Source organism: Amycolatopsis ultiminotia (assembly GCF_039536925.1).
Classification (GTDB): Bacteria; Actinomycetota; Actinomycetes; order Mycobacteriales; family Pseudonocardiaceae; genus Amycolatopsis; species Amycolatopsis ultiminotia.
In genome coordinates, this window is record NZ_BAAAZN010000008.1 from 174789 (window position 1) to 187817 (window position 13029).

13 protein-coding genes are annotated in these 13029 nt (G+C 71.0%); 11 read left to right on the forward strand and 2 right to left on the reverse strand.

What is annotated here, in order from left to right:
- Positions 1–405 precede the first annotated feature (405 nt).
- A complete protein-coding gene (locus ABD793_RS20095; RefSeq protein WP_344862124.1) occupies positions 406–1155 on the forward strand; it encodes a phosphoglyceromutase in 750 nt (249 codons plus the stop codon).
- 506 nt (positions 1156–1661) lie between these two features.
- Here the strand turns inward: ABD793_RS20095 and ABD793_RS20100 are convergent.
- Both ABD793_RS20100 and ABD793_RS20105 read right to left on the reverse strand, forming a co-directional pair.
- Positions 1662–2576, reverse strand: coding sequence for a hypothetical protein (locus tag ABD793_RS20100; RefSeq protein WP_344862126.1), 915 nt, complete (start codon positions 2574–2576; stop codon positions 1662–1664).
- On the reverse strand, positions 2573–3202 hold the full coding sequence (locus ABD793_RS20105) for a helix-turn-helix transcriptional regulator (RefSeq protein WP_344862128.1): 630 nt from the start codon (positions 3200–3202) through the stop codon (positions 2573–2575). The genes ABD793_RS20100 and ABD793_RS20105 overlap by 4 nt, the downstream gene beginning before the upstream one ends.
- 99 nt (positions 3203–3301) lie before the next feature.
- Here ABD793_RS20105 and ABD793_RS20110 point away from each other — a divergent pair, with 99 nt between their 5' ends.
- The 10 genes from ABD793_RS20110 to ABD793_RS20155 all read left to right on the forward strand — a co-directional run bounded on the left by ABD793_RS20110 (position 3302) and on the right by ABD793_RS20155 (position 12778).
- Positions 3302–4165, forward strand: a complete 864-nt coding sequence (locus ABD793_RS20110; RefSeq protein ID WP_344862130.1) for an aldo/keto reductase — start codon at positions 3302–3304, stop codon at positions 4163–4165.
- A gap of 137 nt (positions 4166–4302) precedes the next feature.
- On the forward strand, positions 4303–5550 hold the full coding sequence (locus tag ABD793_RS20115) for a sensor histidine kinase (RefSeq protein WP_344862132.1): 1248 nt from the start codon (positions 4303–4305) through the stop codon (positions 5548–5550).
- On the forward strand, positions 5547–6236 hold the full coding sequence (locus tag ABD793_RS20120; RefSeq protein WP_344862134.1) for a response regulator: 690 nt from the start codon (positions 5547–5549) through the stop codon (positions 6234–6236). Before ABD793_RS20115 ends, ABD793_RS20120 begins: the two co-directional genes overlap by 4 nt.
- A 159-nt stretch (positions 6237–6395) precedes the next feature.
- Entirely contained in the window at positions 6396–7379 is a 984-nt protein-coding gene (locus tag ABD793_RS20125) for a Ppx/GppA family phosphatase (RefSeq protein ID WP_344862136.1), read from the forward strand.
- 148 nt (positions 7380–7527) lie between these two features.
- Entirely contained in the window at positions 7528–9327 is a 1800-nt protein-coding gene (locus ABD793_RS20130; protein WP_344862138.1) for a hypothetical protein, read from the forward strand.
- 110 nt (positions 9328–9437) lie between these two features.
- On the forward strand, positions 9438–10244 hold the full coding sequence (locus tag ABD793_RS20135) for a sugar phosphate isomerase/epimerase family protein (RefSeq protein ID WP_344862140.1): 807 nt from the start codon (positions 9438–9440) through the stop codon (positions 10242–10244).
- A gap of 162 nt (positions 10245–10406) precedes the next feature.
- Entirely contained in the window at positions 10407–11237 is an 831-nt protein-coding gene (locus tag ABD793_RS20140) for a thioesterase family protein (RefSeq protein ID WP_344862142.1), read from the forward strand.
- 23 nt (positions 11238–11260) lie between these two features.
- Entirely contained in the window at positions 11261–12073 is an 813-nt protein-coding gene (proC, locus tag ABD793_RS20145; protein ID WP_344862144.1) for a pyrroline-5-carboxylate reductase, read from the forward strand.
- A 187-nt stretch (positions 12074–12260) separates the two neighbouring features.
- Positions 12261–12476 carry a helix-turn-helix domain-containing protein gene (locus ABD793_RS20150; RefSeq protein WP_344862490.1) on the forward strand — a complete coding sequence of 72 codons (216 nt, stop codon included), beginning with the start codon at positions 12261–12263 and terminating at the stop codon, positions 12474–12476.
- 200 nt (positions 12477–12676) lie between these two features.
- Positions 12677–12778, forward strand: a complete 102-nt coding sequence (locus ABD793_RS20155; RefSeq protein ID WP_007030867.1) for a 30S ribosomal protein bS22 — start codon at positions 12677–12679, stop codon at positions 12776–12778.
- Positions 12779–13029: the final 251 nt, after the last annotated feature.

Below are 13029 nucleotides of genomic sequence, written 5' to 3' on the forward strand. Positions count from 1 at the left end.
GGGAGGGGGGAGTCGCGATCTCGAGCCGCCCCGCTGAAGTTCCCGTCGAGATGGACCCGGTGACGAGGGGGATGCCAACGGGGCCGACGGGTCGCGGCTCGGCAGGGGGAGACGAGCCGCGATCACTACCCGCACGCCGGGGAGTGCGTGGAATCCGGCTGTGCGGGACATGCCAAACCTGTCAGATGTCCACCTGTAATCACAAGACTACCGGTTACTCCGTTCGAGTGAACTTTCATGAGGACGATAACGGTATGCAGCACGTTGCACTGTCTGACCCCTCGGTTGAGGAGCGAGATTCTGTTCGGGTGAAGGTGTTACCCCGTGGTAACACACTCTGCGTAGAACGTCGTTCAAGGCGGACTCACCGGTCGCCGCGGTGGTCCGTTCTGGCAGGCTGTCAGCATGGCCGAACTCGGGACGTTGGTGCTGCTGCGGCACGGGCAGAGCACGTGGAACGCGGAAAACCTGTTCACCGGCTGGGTGGACGTGCCTCTTTCGGAGACCGGGGAGCGAGAGGCCCGGCAAGGCGGGCAGCTGCTCGCCGAGTCGGGGCTGCTGCCGGAGGTCGTGCACACGTCGCTGCTGCGCAGGGCGATCGGCACGGCGAACATCGCACTCGATGCCGCCGACCGGCACTGGATCCCGGTGAAGCGCAACTGGCGGCTCAACGAGCGGCACTACGGCGCACTGCAGGGCAAGAACAAGAAGCAGACGCTGGACGAGTTCGGCGAGGAGCAGTTCATGCTCTGGCGCCGCTCCTACGACACCCCGCCGCCCGCGATCGAGCCGACCGACGAGTACAGCCAGGCCGGCGACCCGCGCTACGCCGATCTCGGCGACGACGCACCGCTCACCGAATGCCTCAAGGACGTGGTCGAGCGCCTGCTGCCGTATTGGGAGTCGGCGATCCTGCCGGATCTGCGTGCCGGGCACACGGTGCTCGTCGTCGCGCACGGCAACTCGCTGCGCGCGCTGGTCAAGCACCTGGACGGGATTTCCGACGAGGACATCGCCGGGCTCAACATCCCGACCGGTATCCCGCTGCGCTACGACCTGACCGCCGAACTGAAGCCGGTCAAACCAGGCGGCGAATATCTCGACCCGGAAGCAGCGAAGGAAGCCGCCGCCGCGGTGGCCAACCAGGGCCGCTGAACCCGGCCGGTCGCCGTCCTGGGCCGGATCGGTCGCGGAGGTTCCGGCGGTTGCTGTACGGGCTGGGCCGGCGCCGGGTTGCGGCGGGGATGGGTAGCCAGAGCGGGGTCGGAGTCGGGCTGCGGCGGGGATGGGTAGCCAGGGCAGGGTCGGAGTCGGGCTGCGGCGGGGATGGGTAGCCAGGGCAGGGTCGGGGCCGGGCTGCGGCGGGTCTGCGGGGTCGTCGGCCTGAGCGGGTCCGGCACCGGGAACGCCCCGCGGTGGCCAACCAGGGCGCGGGGTTCCGGCGTTCCCCGGCCAGGCCTGTTGAGCTCTGGCGGGTGGTCGCTGGAGCTGCGGAACCCGGCCAGGCATCGGTCCCAGGCTGGGTAGTGCCGAGGGCTTCGCGGGCGCGTCCAGCACTGGGCGGTCGCCGACGAGCAACCGCCGAGCCCGGGGGCGTCGATCCGGCGGTTCCGGGGTTTCGGGAGTGGCCTCCGCCGTTCCCGAAACCCCGGAACCTCGGCTCAGCTCTGGGGTGCGGTCACGATCTGGATCGCGGAGACCTTCCAGTTCGTGCCTTGGCGGACCAGGTCCAGTTTGATCGGCAGGCGACGCTGCTGGTTGCCGTTCGGTCCGGGGGCCTGGCTGGAGACGATGGCGCCCAGCAGTGCGGTTGCCTTGGTGCCGTCGGGGCTCATTTCGGTTGCCGCGGCCACCGATTGCGGGTCCACTGTCGCCTTCGCTCCGCTCTCGCGCATGTGGGACAGCGTCTCGTCCCGGCTTGTGCGGTACTGCGTCAGCAGCGGCTCGGCGGCCACCGTCTGGTAGCGGTCGTACACCGCGTCGGCGTTCTTGGCGTCCAGGGTCAGCAGCACCTGACCGTCGCGCTGTGCCGCGGCGACCACCTGATCCCGCGTCGTGGCCTTGCCCAGCCCCGGTGCGTCCGCCTGGGTCAGCGGGCCGTGCGGATCGAAGTCCACGTCGTGGAGCACCCAGTGCCCGTTCTGCTGGGCGGCGGTGAAGAGCATCACCGCGGTCGCCGAATTCTGCTTGCCGTCCGGGGTGGTGCTGTGCTGCGAGACGACCGCGAGCACTTTGGCCTGCCCCGGGCGCAGCTCGGCCGCGCCGGACTCCAGCACCTGCGTCTTCGTGGTCACCGGGCTGGTGCGGACCTGCGCAAAGGCCTGGTCGAACTTGGTGCGCGCGGCGCCGGCGAGGTACTCCTGCTCGGTCTTCGCGACCTCGTCGGGCTTCGTCGAGTCATAGCTGAACGCCTTCTCCGCGGCCTGACCGACGCCGTCCATCGCGGCCTTGGTCGCCGTGGTGTCCACAAAGGCCAGATTCGAGGCCTTCGGCGCGCCCGCCTGTCCGCCGATGTTCCCGCTGCCGCAGCCGGCCACGAGCAGCCCGGCCGCGGCGACCACCACCGCGCGCCTCACACCAGCCCTGCTTCCCGTGCCCGTGCGCCGGCCTGGAACCGCGAACTCGCGCCGAGTACCGACATCAGTTCCGCCACCCTCCTGCGGTACGTGCGCAGTCCGACGCCCATTTCGCGGGCCGCCTTCTCGTCCGTGCAGCCGGATGCGAGCAGCTCGATCAGCTGTGGGGTGTACTGGCGCAGTTCGGCGAAGCGGGTTTCGTAGGCGGCCAGTGCGGTCGAGGTCCGCCACGTCGCTTCCACCAGCGATTTGATGCCGTGGACCAGATCCGGGCGCAGCAGCACGGTGTACCCGCGGCCTGCGGCCAGTATGGCGATGCGGTGGTCGATGATGATCGTCTCGTTGATCTCGCGTTCGCTGATCCGGATCTCCATGCCTGCCTCGCGCAGCTCCTGCAGATGCGGGGCACTTGCCGGGTCCAGCAGCTGCTGCGGGCGGTAGATCTTGCGGCCCCGCACGCCGGGGCGCCTCGGCTGCGGCAGGTCCGTGTTCCCGCGCATCGTCGCCCAGGTGTGCAGGTCGTTGGCCGCGCACACCACCTCGTCGGCGTGGGTGAAGAGGTGCGCGGTGCGGTCGAACAGCTCCTGCTCGTCGCGCACGGACACCACGTCCTGGACTTGAGTCACGGTCTCCAGTGTCCAGCGTCCCCGGCGAGCCTGCCACAACCGGGTGGCAGCTTCCTGCCAAATGGTGCGGGCCGCACCCCGGACGGACACGCTGGTGGCATGACCGGAACAACACTTCCCGCCGCGGCCGCAGGCACCTGGCGGCTCGGCTCCCTCACCGTCAACCGGCTCGGCTTCGGCGCCATGCGCCTGGCGCCGATGGACCGGCGGCTGCCCGACGAACGGGAGCGCGCCATCGCGGTCCTGCGCCGGGCCGTGGAACTGGGTGTGAATCATCTCGACACCGCGGCGTTCTACTTCACCCAGCGCTGGTCGTCGAACGAGCTGATCAACACCGCTCTCGCGCCGTACGACGACCTCGTGCTCGCCACGAAGGTCGGCCCGGGGCGAAACCCGTCCGGCGAGTTCCTGTTCGCCCGCCCGGACGAGCTGCGCGGGCAGGTCGAGGAGAACCTGCGCCAGCTGGGCCGGGAGCACCTGGACCTGGTGAACCTGCGGATCGGACAGGATCTCGAGCGCGGGACCGGCTCGATCGCCGAGCACTTCGGCGCGCTCGCCGAACTCCGCACCGCCGGCCTGATCCGTGAGCTGGGCATTTCCAATATCGGCCCGGAGCAGCTGGCCGAGGCACAGACCATCGCGCCGGTGGTCTGCGTGCAGAACCAGTACGGCATCGCCGCCCGTCGCGAGGACGACGAGCTGGTGCGGTCGTGCGGTGAACAGGGCGTGGCCTTCGTACCGTTCTTCGCGGTCGCGAGCGGCCAGGTGGACGAGCGGGTCGCCGAAGTGGCCCGCCGGCACGACGCCAGCTCCGCGCAGATCCGGCTGGCGTGGACGCTCGCGCAGGGCCAGCACGTGCTCGCCATCCCCGGTACCGGCGACGTGACGCACCTCGAGCAGAACGTGGCGGCCGCCGCGTTGCGGCTCACCGACGAGGACCTCGCAACCCTCGACGGACGGTGAAGATCGGCCCGCAAGGTCTCGTCCGGGTGAACAGGGCCTGACCCCCGGGCGAACATGTCGCCCCCAGGTGTCACTCGCCTCACGACGAGGCAGCCAGTACTAGGTCAAAAGGCTGTCGGGATGCTTACGATTCGTTCGTGACCACGCCTGTTGTCCTGCTGACGGCCATCGGCGCCCTTGTCGTCGGTGCGGTCGCCGGGTATCTGACGGCACGGGCGAGGGCCCGGCACGAGGCGGCGCGCCCGTCCGGCCCGACTGTCGCGGAACTCCTGATGCGGCTGATCCGCTCGTCGAACAACGCCGTCGTGGTGCTCAACCGGTTCGGTGACCTGGTGTTGCACAACCCGCGCGCCTACGAGCTCGGCCTGGTGCGGGTGAGCCAGGCCGATCCGCGTGCCCGCAAGGCCGCCGAGCAGGTCGTGGAGACCGACGAACCGGTGGAGGTCGACCTTTCGCCGCTGGAGAACCGTGGCCGCCGCCAGCCGGAAGCGGTGCTCGGCGAGGTCCGCCCGCTCGGCGACGGGTTCACCGTCGTCGAGGCGGTCGACCACTCCGAGGCCATCCGGCTGGAGGCGGTACGGCGCGATTTCGTCGCCAACGTCAGCCACGAGCTCAAGACCCCGGTCGGCGCGATCGCGCTGCTCACCGAGGCCGTGCTGGACGCGGCCGAGGACGTGGAGGAGGTCCGCCGGTTCGGCGGCAAGATCCTGCGCGAGTCCACCCGGCTCGGCACGCTCGTCACCGAGCTGATCGCGTTGTCCCGCCTGCAGGGTGCGGAGCGGCTGCCGGACCTCAACGTCGTGGAGGTCGACGCGGTGGTGCGCGAAGCACTCGGGCGCGCCACGCTGTCCGCCGAATCCGCGGAGATCACCATCACCACCGACGCACCCGGCGGCCTTCTCGTCGAGGGTGACCGGACGCTGCTGGTCACCGCCTTGTCGAACCTGCTGGAAAACGCCGTGGCGTACTCGTCGGCGGGCAGTCCGGTGTCGATCTCGCGGCGGCTGGCCGACGGGATGGTGGAGATCGCGGTGACCGACCGCGGCATCGGCATCGCCGAAGACGAGCAGCAGCGCGTGTTCGAGCGGTTCTACCGGGCGGACAAGGCGCGTTCCCGTGCGACCGGTGGCACTGGGCTCGGCCTGGCGATCGTGAAGCACGTCGCGGCCAACCACGGCGGTTCGGTGGGCCTGTGGAGCCGTCCCGGCACCGGTTCGACGTTCACCCTGCGCATCCCCGCGCACGTACGGCCAGAGCCGGCCGAATCCGGGCGCGGCGCGAAGCCTGCCGTGCCGGCGCGGCCGGACAAGACCCCCGAGCGGACATCCCGGCTCGTGGCAACCGGGCAGGAAATCTCCGGCCCAGACCGTGGAGGAAACCTGTGACGAGGGTTCTCATAGTCGAGGACGAAGAGTCCTTCGCCGACCCACTCGCCTTCTTGCTGCGCAAGGAGGGCTTCACCGCGGCGGTGGCCGAGACCGGCCAGCAGGCGCTCGAGGAGTTCGACCGCAACGGCGCGGACATCGTGCTGCTGGACCTGATGCTGCCGGGGATGAGCGGCACCGACGTGTGCAAGCAGTTGCGGCAGCGTTCCGCGGTGCCGGTGATCATGGTGACTGCCCGCGACAGCGAGATCGACAAGGTGGTCGGGCTGGAGCTGGGGGCCGACGACTACGTCACCAAGCCCTATTCGGCGCGTGAGCTGATCGCCCGGGTTCGCGCGGTGCTCCGCCGCGGTGGCGAACCGGGCACGGACGGCGAACTGGCGCCGCTGGTGCTGGCCGCCGGTCCGGTGCGGATGGACGTGGAACGGCACGTGGTGACCGTCGACGGTGCCGAGGTTTCCTTGCCGCTCAAGGAATTCGACCTGCTCGAGTATCTGCTGCGCAACGTCGGCCGGGTGCTCACCCGCGGCCAGCTGATCGACCGGGTGTGGGGTGCGGACTACGTCGGCGACACCAAAACCCTCGACGTGCACGTGAAGCGGCTGCGCTCGAAGATCGAGCCGGACCCCGGCTCCCCGCGGCACCTGGTCACGGTGCGCGGGCTCGGGTACAAGTTCGAGACCTGACCCTGAGCTGACCGGCCCGTTCCCGGGCTCGGCGGTCGAGGGGTCCGCCGAGTCCCGGGTGCGCTCGGTGTGCACGCGGATACGGTGAGTCGATCCCGATTCGGGTGGTGTTGGTTACAGTTTCGAGACCTGCGAGTGGGACCGGTACGCTGGTTCCTCGTGCGCCTAGGGGTCCTCGACGTCGGTTCGAACACCGTCCATCTGCTGGTGGTCGATGCCCATCGTGGCGCCCATCCGACGCCGATGCATTCCGAGAAGACCGTGCTGCGGCTGGCGGAGCAGATCACCCGCTCCGGCGACCTGAGCCGCTCCGGGGAGGACGGCCTGATCCGCGCGGTCGAATCGGCCCGTGCGGAGGCGGTGCGGCTGGGATGCGAGGACGTGCTGGCGTTCGCGACGTCGGCCGTGCGCGAGGCGACGAACTCGGCGAAGGTGCTCGCCCGCGTCGCCGACCGGACGGGGGTGCACCTGCGGGTGCTCTCCGGGGTCGACGAGGCGCGGCTGACCTTCCTCGCGGTACGGCGCTGGTTCGGCTGGTCGGCAGGGCAGCTGCTGGTACTCGACATCGGCGGCGGATCGCTCGAGGTGGCGATGGGCGTCGACGAGGAACCGGTGCTCGCGGAATCGCTGCCGCTCGGCGCTGGCCGCACCACCCGGACCCGGTTCCGGCACGATCCGCCGACCCGGTCCGAGGTCGTGGCCACGTCGGCGTGGCTGGAGGACCAGCTCGGCGCGCTCGCGAAGAAGGTCGACAAGGGTGGTCCGCCGGATCGGGTCGTGGCCACTTCGAAGACCTTCCGCTCATTGGCCCGGCTCACCGGCGCGGCCCCGTCGGCGGCGGGCCCGCGGGTGCGTCGTACGCTCACCGATACCGCGTTGCGCCAGCTCATCGCGTTCGTCTCGCGGATGCCGGCGGCGGATCTGGCGCAGCTGGAAGGCGTCAGCGCGAGCCGGTCGCACCAGCTGGTGGCCGGGGCTCTGGTGGCGCAGGCCGCGATGCGCGCACTCTCGCTCACCGAACTGGAGATCTGCCCGTGGGCGCTGCGAGAGGGTGTCATCCTGCGGCGGCTGGACCTCGCCAACGGGACGGACGACACTGGGCCGGCCCTCACCGGCGTTTCGGCGAATGGGGAGGACCGGTGAAAGCAGCGGACTGGACTTGGCTCACGGAGACCAGGCACGGTGAAGAGGTGACGGACATGTACAGCACGGTGTTCAGCGCGCGCGGCGCCGCATGCGTGCGTGCCCGAGTGGACACAACCAACCCCGAGCGCGCTTTGGACAGCACGGTATGACCGACGAGACCGGCGGCGACCAGCCCCAGAAGACCGTGGCCGAACTGCTCGCCCAGCACGGGCAGCAGGTCGACGGCGGACGACGACGCAGGCGCAGGGCCGCCGAGGACGACGAAGCGCCCGAAACCGAAACCGAGACCGCTCCCCGCCGTTCGCGGATGAGCGACACGGCGCCGCAGGCGATCATCGACCGGGTGACCGCGGACGGCGGCAACCCGCCTGCCTCGCGCGGGGGCACCCGGCGCCGCCCGGACACGCCGCCGCCCGCGCCACGTCCGGCACCGCCGGACCCCGGTGCCCAGCAGCGGCCGGTGAACGGCCAGCAGGACTCCGGCGGCTACCCGCGTCCGACGCCACCCGGACCGCCGGAGCCCGGCCCGCGCGCCCGGCCTGCCGGTCCGGCCCAGCCGGAGCCGGGACGGGCGCGGCAGGCGATGGAGTCGGGCCAGTACCCACGGCCGGTGAACGGCCAGCAGGAGCCGGGGGGCTACCCGCGGCCGGCCCCGCCGCAGGAGTCCGGCGGCTATCCGCGGCCGGCTGCCGGTCCGCAGGAATCCGGGGCCTACCCCCGGCCCGCGGCTCCGCAGGACTCCGGGGCGTATCCGCGTCCCGGGCCCGGTCCGCAGGAGTCCGGTGCGTACCCGCGACCGGCGAACGGGCAGCAGGACTCCGCCTACGTGCGTCCGCCGGAGCCGGGACAGTTCGCGCGGCCGCCGCAGGAGTCCGCGCAGATGCCGTTGCCGCCGCGCCAGCCGCGTCCGCAGGCCGCGCCCGGTGAGGAGACGCGTGGACAGGTGCCGCCGGTGCGGCGACGTCCGCCGCCTCCCGCGGCTCCGCCGGCAGCCTCGCCGAACGGCGCGCTTTCGGCTCGTCTCGACGGTGCTCCGGATGCCGACGCCGCCGAGCAGCCGCCGATGGCCGGCGGCGCGTTCCCGGCCGCTGCCCCGCAGCGGCCACGGCGTGCGCCCGCACGGCGTCCGGCGCCGAAGGTGGAACCGCACACCGAGCAGTTCGACGCGGTGGCGGGTGCTCCGGAGGCGGAAGCACCCGCGGAGGAGGCGCCTGCTCCCGGTCTTGCCGGATGGCGCAAGCGTCGCGAGCAGGAGCAGCTGGAGGACACCGAGATCGGCGTGATGCCGGTCGTGCCGCCCGGCGCACCCGAGGTCGAGGACGACTACGCGGACGAGGACTACGCGGACGAGGAGTACGTCGACGAGGACGGCTACCCGGTCGACGAAGACGGCTACGAGCAGGCCGGGAACGGTTACCCGGCCGCCGTGGACGAGTACGAGGGCGGTCCGCCCACCGCGGGGTACCCGGCGCCGATGCCGTTCGCCCCCGGCGGCAAGGACGACCAGTTCGACGACCTGTCGGAGTACGAGCGCGAGTTCGCCGAACCCGGTTACCCCCACGGCGAGCCCGACTTCGACGGCGACGACTACGACGAGCACGGCGACTACGACGACTACCCGGACGAGGAACTGGCGCACGAGTCCGTCGAGGACGAGGCACCTGCCGAGGAGCCGGCCGCGTCCCCTGGCAAGCAGTGGCTGATCCTCGCCGGGCAACTCGCACTCGGCGTGGTCGGCGGGGCCGCGGTGTGGCTCGGCTTCAACTGGCTGTGGGTGAACCTCGCCCCGGCCGCCCTCGTCGGCGCGCTGCTGGTGATCGTGGCGCTGGTCTGGATCGTGCGGAAGATCCGTCGTGCGGAGGATCTGCAGACCACGCTGCTGGCAATCCTCGTCGGACTGGTGGTCACGGTGTCCCCGGCGGCATTGCTGTTGGTGGCCAAGTAGCCACCACCCGGGGCGGGCAGGGCAGGATGTGCTCGTGATCCCCGCCGACGCACTTCCCGCCGCGGAGGCGGCATGAACCCCGCCGACGTACTTCCTCCCGCGGAGGCGGCATGAACCCCGCGGAGCGGCCTGTCCCGGTGGGGCTGAGCACGGCGTCGGTGTGGCCGTTGCGTGCGGGGGCGGCGTTCGAGCTGGCTGCCGAGCTCGGGTACGACGGCGTCGAGGTCATGGTGTGGGCCGATCCGGTCAGCCAGGACGTCGCCGCGGTCCGCCGGTGGTCCCAGCGGACCGGGATGCCGGTGCTGTCGGTGCATTCCCCGTCGCTGCTGATCACCCAGCGGGTCTGGTCGCCGGATCCCGAGGTGCGGCTGCGGATGTCCGTGGACGCGGCGCGGGAGCTGGGTGCGCGCACCGTGGTGGTGCATCCGCCGTTCCGCTGGCAGCGGCGGTACGGCGACGCGTTCGGTGACCTCGTGGACGAACTGGAGGACGCCAGCGGTGTCGAGGTGGCCGTGGAGAACATGTTCAAGGTGCGCCCGCCGGGCGGTTCCCGCGGCGCCAGGGTGTCCGCGTTCCGGCCGTCGATCGATCCGACCGACGTCGGTTTCCGGCACTACACGCTGGATCTGTCGCACACCGCGGCCGCTCGGATGGACGCGCTCGCCCTCGCCGAACGGATGGGTGCCGGCCTCAGCCACGTCCACCTCGCGGACGGCACCGGCGCGCCGAAGGACGAGCACCTGATCCCGGGACATGGCGGCCAGCCGTGCGCGGAACTCCTGGAAAGGCTGGTCAGTGCGGGGTTCGCCGGACAGGTCGTGCTCGAGGTCAACACCAGGCAGGCAGGCGGCGCGGCCGGGCGGGCCCGCGCGCTCGCCGAGGCGTTGTTGTTCGCGCGGTTACATCTCGGGCAGTAACCGTGAAGTGATCTTGCTCGGCTGTCCGGGCGGTAAGCGGTCTTTGCGGTCCGCACTCGCGGCACGGACACGTAGAGTGCCGAACGTGAATTCGTTGCGTTCTGCGCTCTTTGCCCTCCCCGGAACCGGTCCCACGCCTCGTCCCGCCGTTGCCGGACGTCCGTGAGCGCGGCCGACGAAACAGCGGCAGCGCTCGACGTGGCCACCACGGTCCGGTCGCTGGGGGATGGCACGTTCACCGCGACGCTGCGTGCGGAATGGGCGATCGGAAGCCATCCGCACGGCGGATTCCTGGTGACCGTGCTTGCCAAGGCCGCGGCTGCCGTGCTGCGGGAACGCGGCGAGGCGACCGTCGAGCCGCTCGCGCTGAGCGCCGAGTTCCTGCACGCACCCGCGCTGGGTCCGGTACTGCTGCGGACCGACGTGCGCAAGGTGGGCCGCCGCGCGACGGTCGTGGCAGTGTCACTGGAACAGCGCGGCCGCAGCTGCGTGGAGGCGCGGGTGACCACCGGGCGGCTGCCGATGCGCCGGGCGGAGTGGGTCGAGCTGCCGCACCTGCCGGCGGAGCCGCCGCCGGGAGCGCGGCAGCTCGGCGGTGACCTCTCCGAAGGTCCGTTCCACCTCGCGAAGACCTGCGATGTGCGGATCGATCCGAGCACCGCGGGGTTCCTCGCCGGACGCGCCGGCGATCCGCCGCGGCTGCGGTTGTGGGCCCGTCCGCGCGCCGGCGAGGTCGACGTGCACTTCGCGTTGCTCGCCGGGGACCTCAACCCGCCGGTGGTCGCCAACCTCGGGCACCGCGGCTGGGCACCGACCGTGCAGCTGACCGCGTTGCTGCGCACCCGGCCTGCGCCGGGCTGGCTGCGGATCCTCGTGGAGTCACGATCGGTGTACGAGCCGTGGTTCGACTCGGATGCCACGGTCCTCGACTCGCAGGGCAGGCTCGTCGCCCAGATCCGGCAGCTCGCGCTCGCCCCGGCACCGGGCGACTGAGCGCTGTTTGGCACGCTGGCGCCATGAGGATCATCGCGGTGCTTGGAGCCGGAAAGATCGGGGAAGCCCTGCTGTCGGGCCTGCTGCACGGCGGGCACGCGCCGGGCGATCTGCTCTTCACCGAGCGGTACGAACAGCGGGCGCGGGAACTGGAAACCCGGTACCCGGGGATGCGCGCGGTCACCGTCGAAGACGCGGCCAACCGCGCGGATGTGCTCGTGGTCGCGGTGAAGCCGCAGGACATCGAGCCGGTGCTGGCCGAGCTCGCGCCGCTGCTCGGGCCGTCGTCACTGGTCGTTTCGCTGTGTGCGGGCCTGCCGACGGTGCTGTACGAGCGCCGCCTCGCCGAGGGGGTGCCGGTGGTGCGGGTCATGCCGAACACGCCGATGCTGGTCGGCGAGGCGATGAGCGCGATTTCCCCGGGCAGGCACGCGACGGCGGACCACGTCGCCGTGGTGAAGGAGCTGCTGTCGCACGTCGGGCAGGTCGTGGAGGTGCCGGAGAAGCAGCAGGACGCGGTCACCGCACTGTCCGGTTCCGGCCCGGCGTACTTCTTCTACCTGGTCGAGGCGATGATCGACGCCGGAATCCTGCTCGGCCTGCCGCGGGCGCTCGCCGGGCAGCTGATCATCCAGTCCGCGGTGGGTGCGGCGAAGATGCTCGCCGAGGGGCAGGACCATCCGGTGCTGCTGCGGGAGGCCGTCACCTCGCCCGCGGGAACCACCATCAACGGCATCCGCGAACTGGAGAAGCACGGGGTGCGGGCTGCGCTGCTGGACGCGATCGAGGCGGCCCGCGACCGCTCGGTGGAGCTCGGCCGCGAGCACGAGCACTGAGGCGAACCGGGCAAAACGGAATCGGCTTGGTCCGTCCGGGTACCGGAACGCCCTGGTGAGAGCCCATCCTGGTGACAGGCGTCGCATGAGTCCCACCTGTCCCGCTACCCTCGACAGAGCACGTGCGTGTCGATACCACAGGTGGGGAAGCCTCGTGGCGCGACACGTGTCGAAGGACGCGGTAATCATGTCGCCGAACAAGAAGGAGGAACTGCCCTCGGTCGGGCAGGTCCAGTTTTTGACGGTCGCCGAGGTGGCCACGCTGATGCGGGTCTCGAAGATGACCGTGTACCGCTTGGTGCATTCCGGCGAGTTGCCTGCCGTACGGGTGGGCAAGTCGTTCCGGGTGCCCGAAAAAGCAGTGCACGAGTACCTGCAGAGTGCCTATTTCGACGTCGGGTAGCAGCATCGCGGGCGCAGCGCCGCTCCGCACGGGGCGGCGATGAGGCGGTAGCCGGGCGGTCGCCGGACATGCGTCAAACCATGCCCGCCGACCGGCCCGCGTCAAGGCGCGGGTAACCTGGTAGACCGCTCGTGCCTGTGCGCTCCACCCGTTGGACGCTGCGCCGGGCAGCGTGACCGACGACCAACTGAGGAGCGCCCATGGGTTCCGTGATCAAGAAGCGCCGCAAGCGCATGTCGAAGAAGAAGCATCGCAAGCTGTTGCGCCGCACGCGAGTGCAGCGGCGCAAGGCCGGCAAGTGAGCCGTCCGCGAAACTGAGGTCCGTGGCCCGTCCAGTCTCTGGACGGGCCACGTCCGTGTTCCGGGCACTTACGCCCGAACGAGTGAGGTCTGTGCCGCAATCCGGACGTCTCTCGTAAACACCAGGTAAGACCTGGTCAGCGGGCCACGAAGGGCCGGTAACATAGCCGGTGCCGCCGCGCGATGCTTCCAGTGAGTGCAGGCTCGCGCACCTCGGGTGATCATCTCGCCCCGCCGCTCGCCCCGCTGCCG

Excerpts from the sequence above, each read along its gene's own strand:
- ABD793_RS20130 (WP_344862138.1), top strand. The coding sequence starts at position 7,528 with ATGACCGACGAGACCGGCGGCGACCAGCCCCAGAAGACCGTGGCCGAA.
- ABD793_RS20155 (WP_007030867.1), top strand. The coding sequence starts at position 12,677 with ATGGGTTCCGTGATCAAGAAGCGCCGCAAGCGCATGTCGAAGAAGAAG.
- ABD793_RS20135 (WP_344862140.1), top strand. The coding sequence starts at position 9,438 with ATGAACCCCGCGGAGCGGCCTGTCCCGGTGGGGCTGAGCACGGCGTCG.
- ABD793_RS20110 (WP_344862130.1), top strand. The coding sequence starts at position 3,302 with ATGACCGGAACAACACTTCCCGCCGCGGCCGCAGGCACCTGGCGGCTC.
- proC (WP_344862144.1), top strand. The coding sequence starts at position 11,261 with ATGAGGATCATCGCGGTGCTTGGAGCCGGAAAGATCGGGGAAGCCCTG.
- ABD793_RS20150 (WP_344862490.1), top strand. The coding sequence starts at position 12,261 with ATGTCGCCGAACAAGAAGGAGGAACTGCCCTCGGTCGGGCAGGTCCAG.
- ABD793_RS20095 (WP_344862124.1), top strand. The coding sequence starts at position 406 with ATGGCCGAACTCGGGACGTTGGTGCTGCTGCGGCACGGGCAGAGCACG.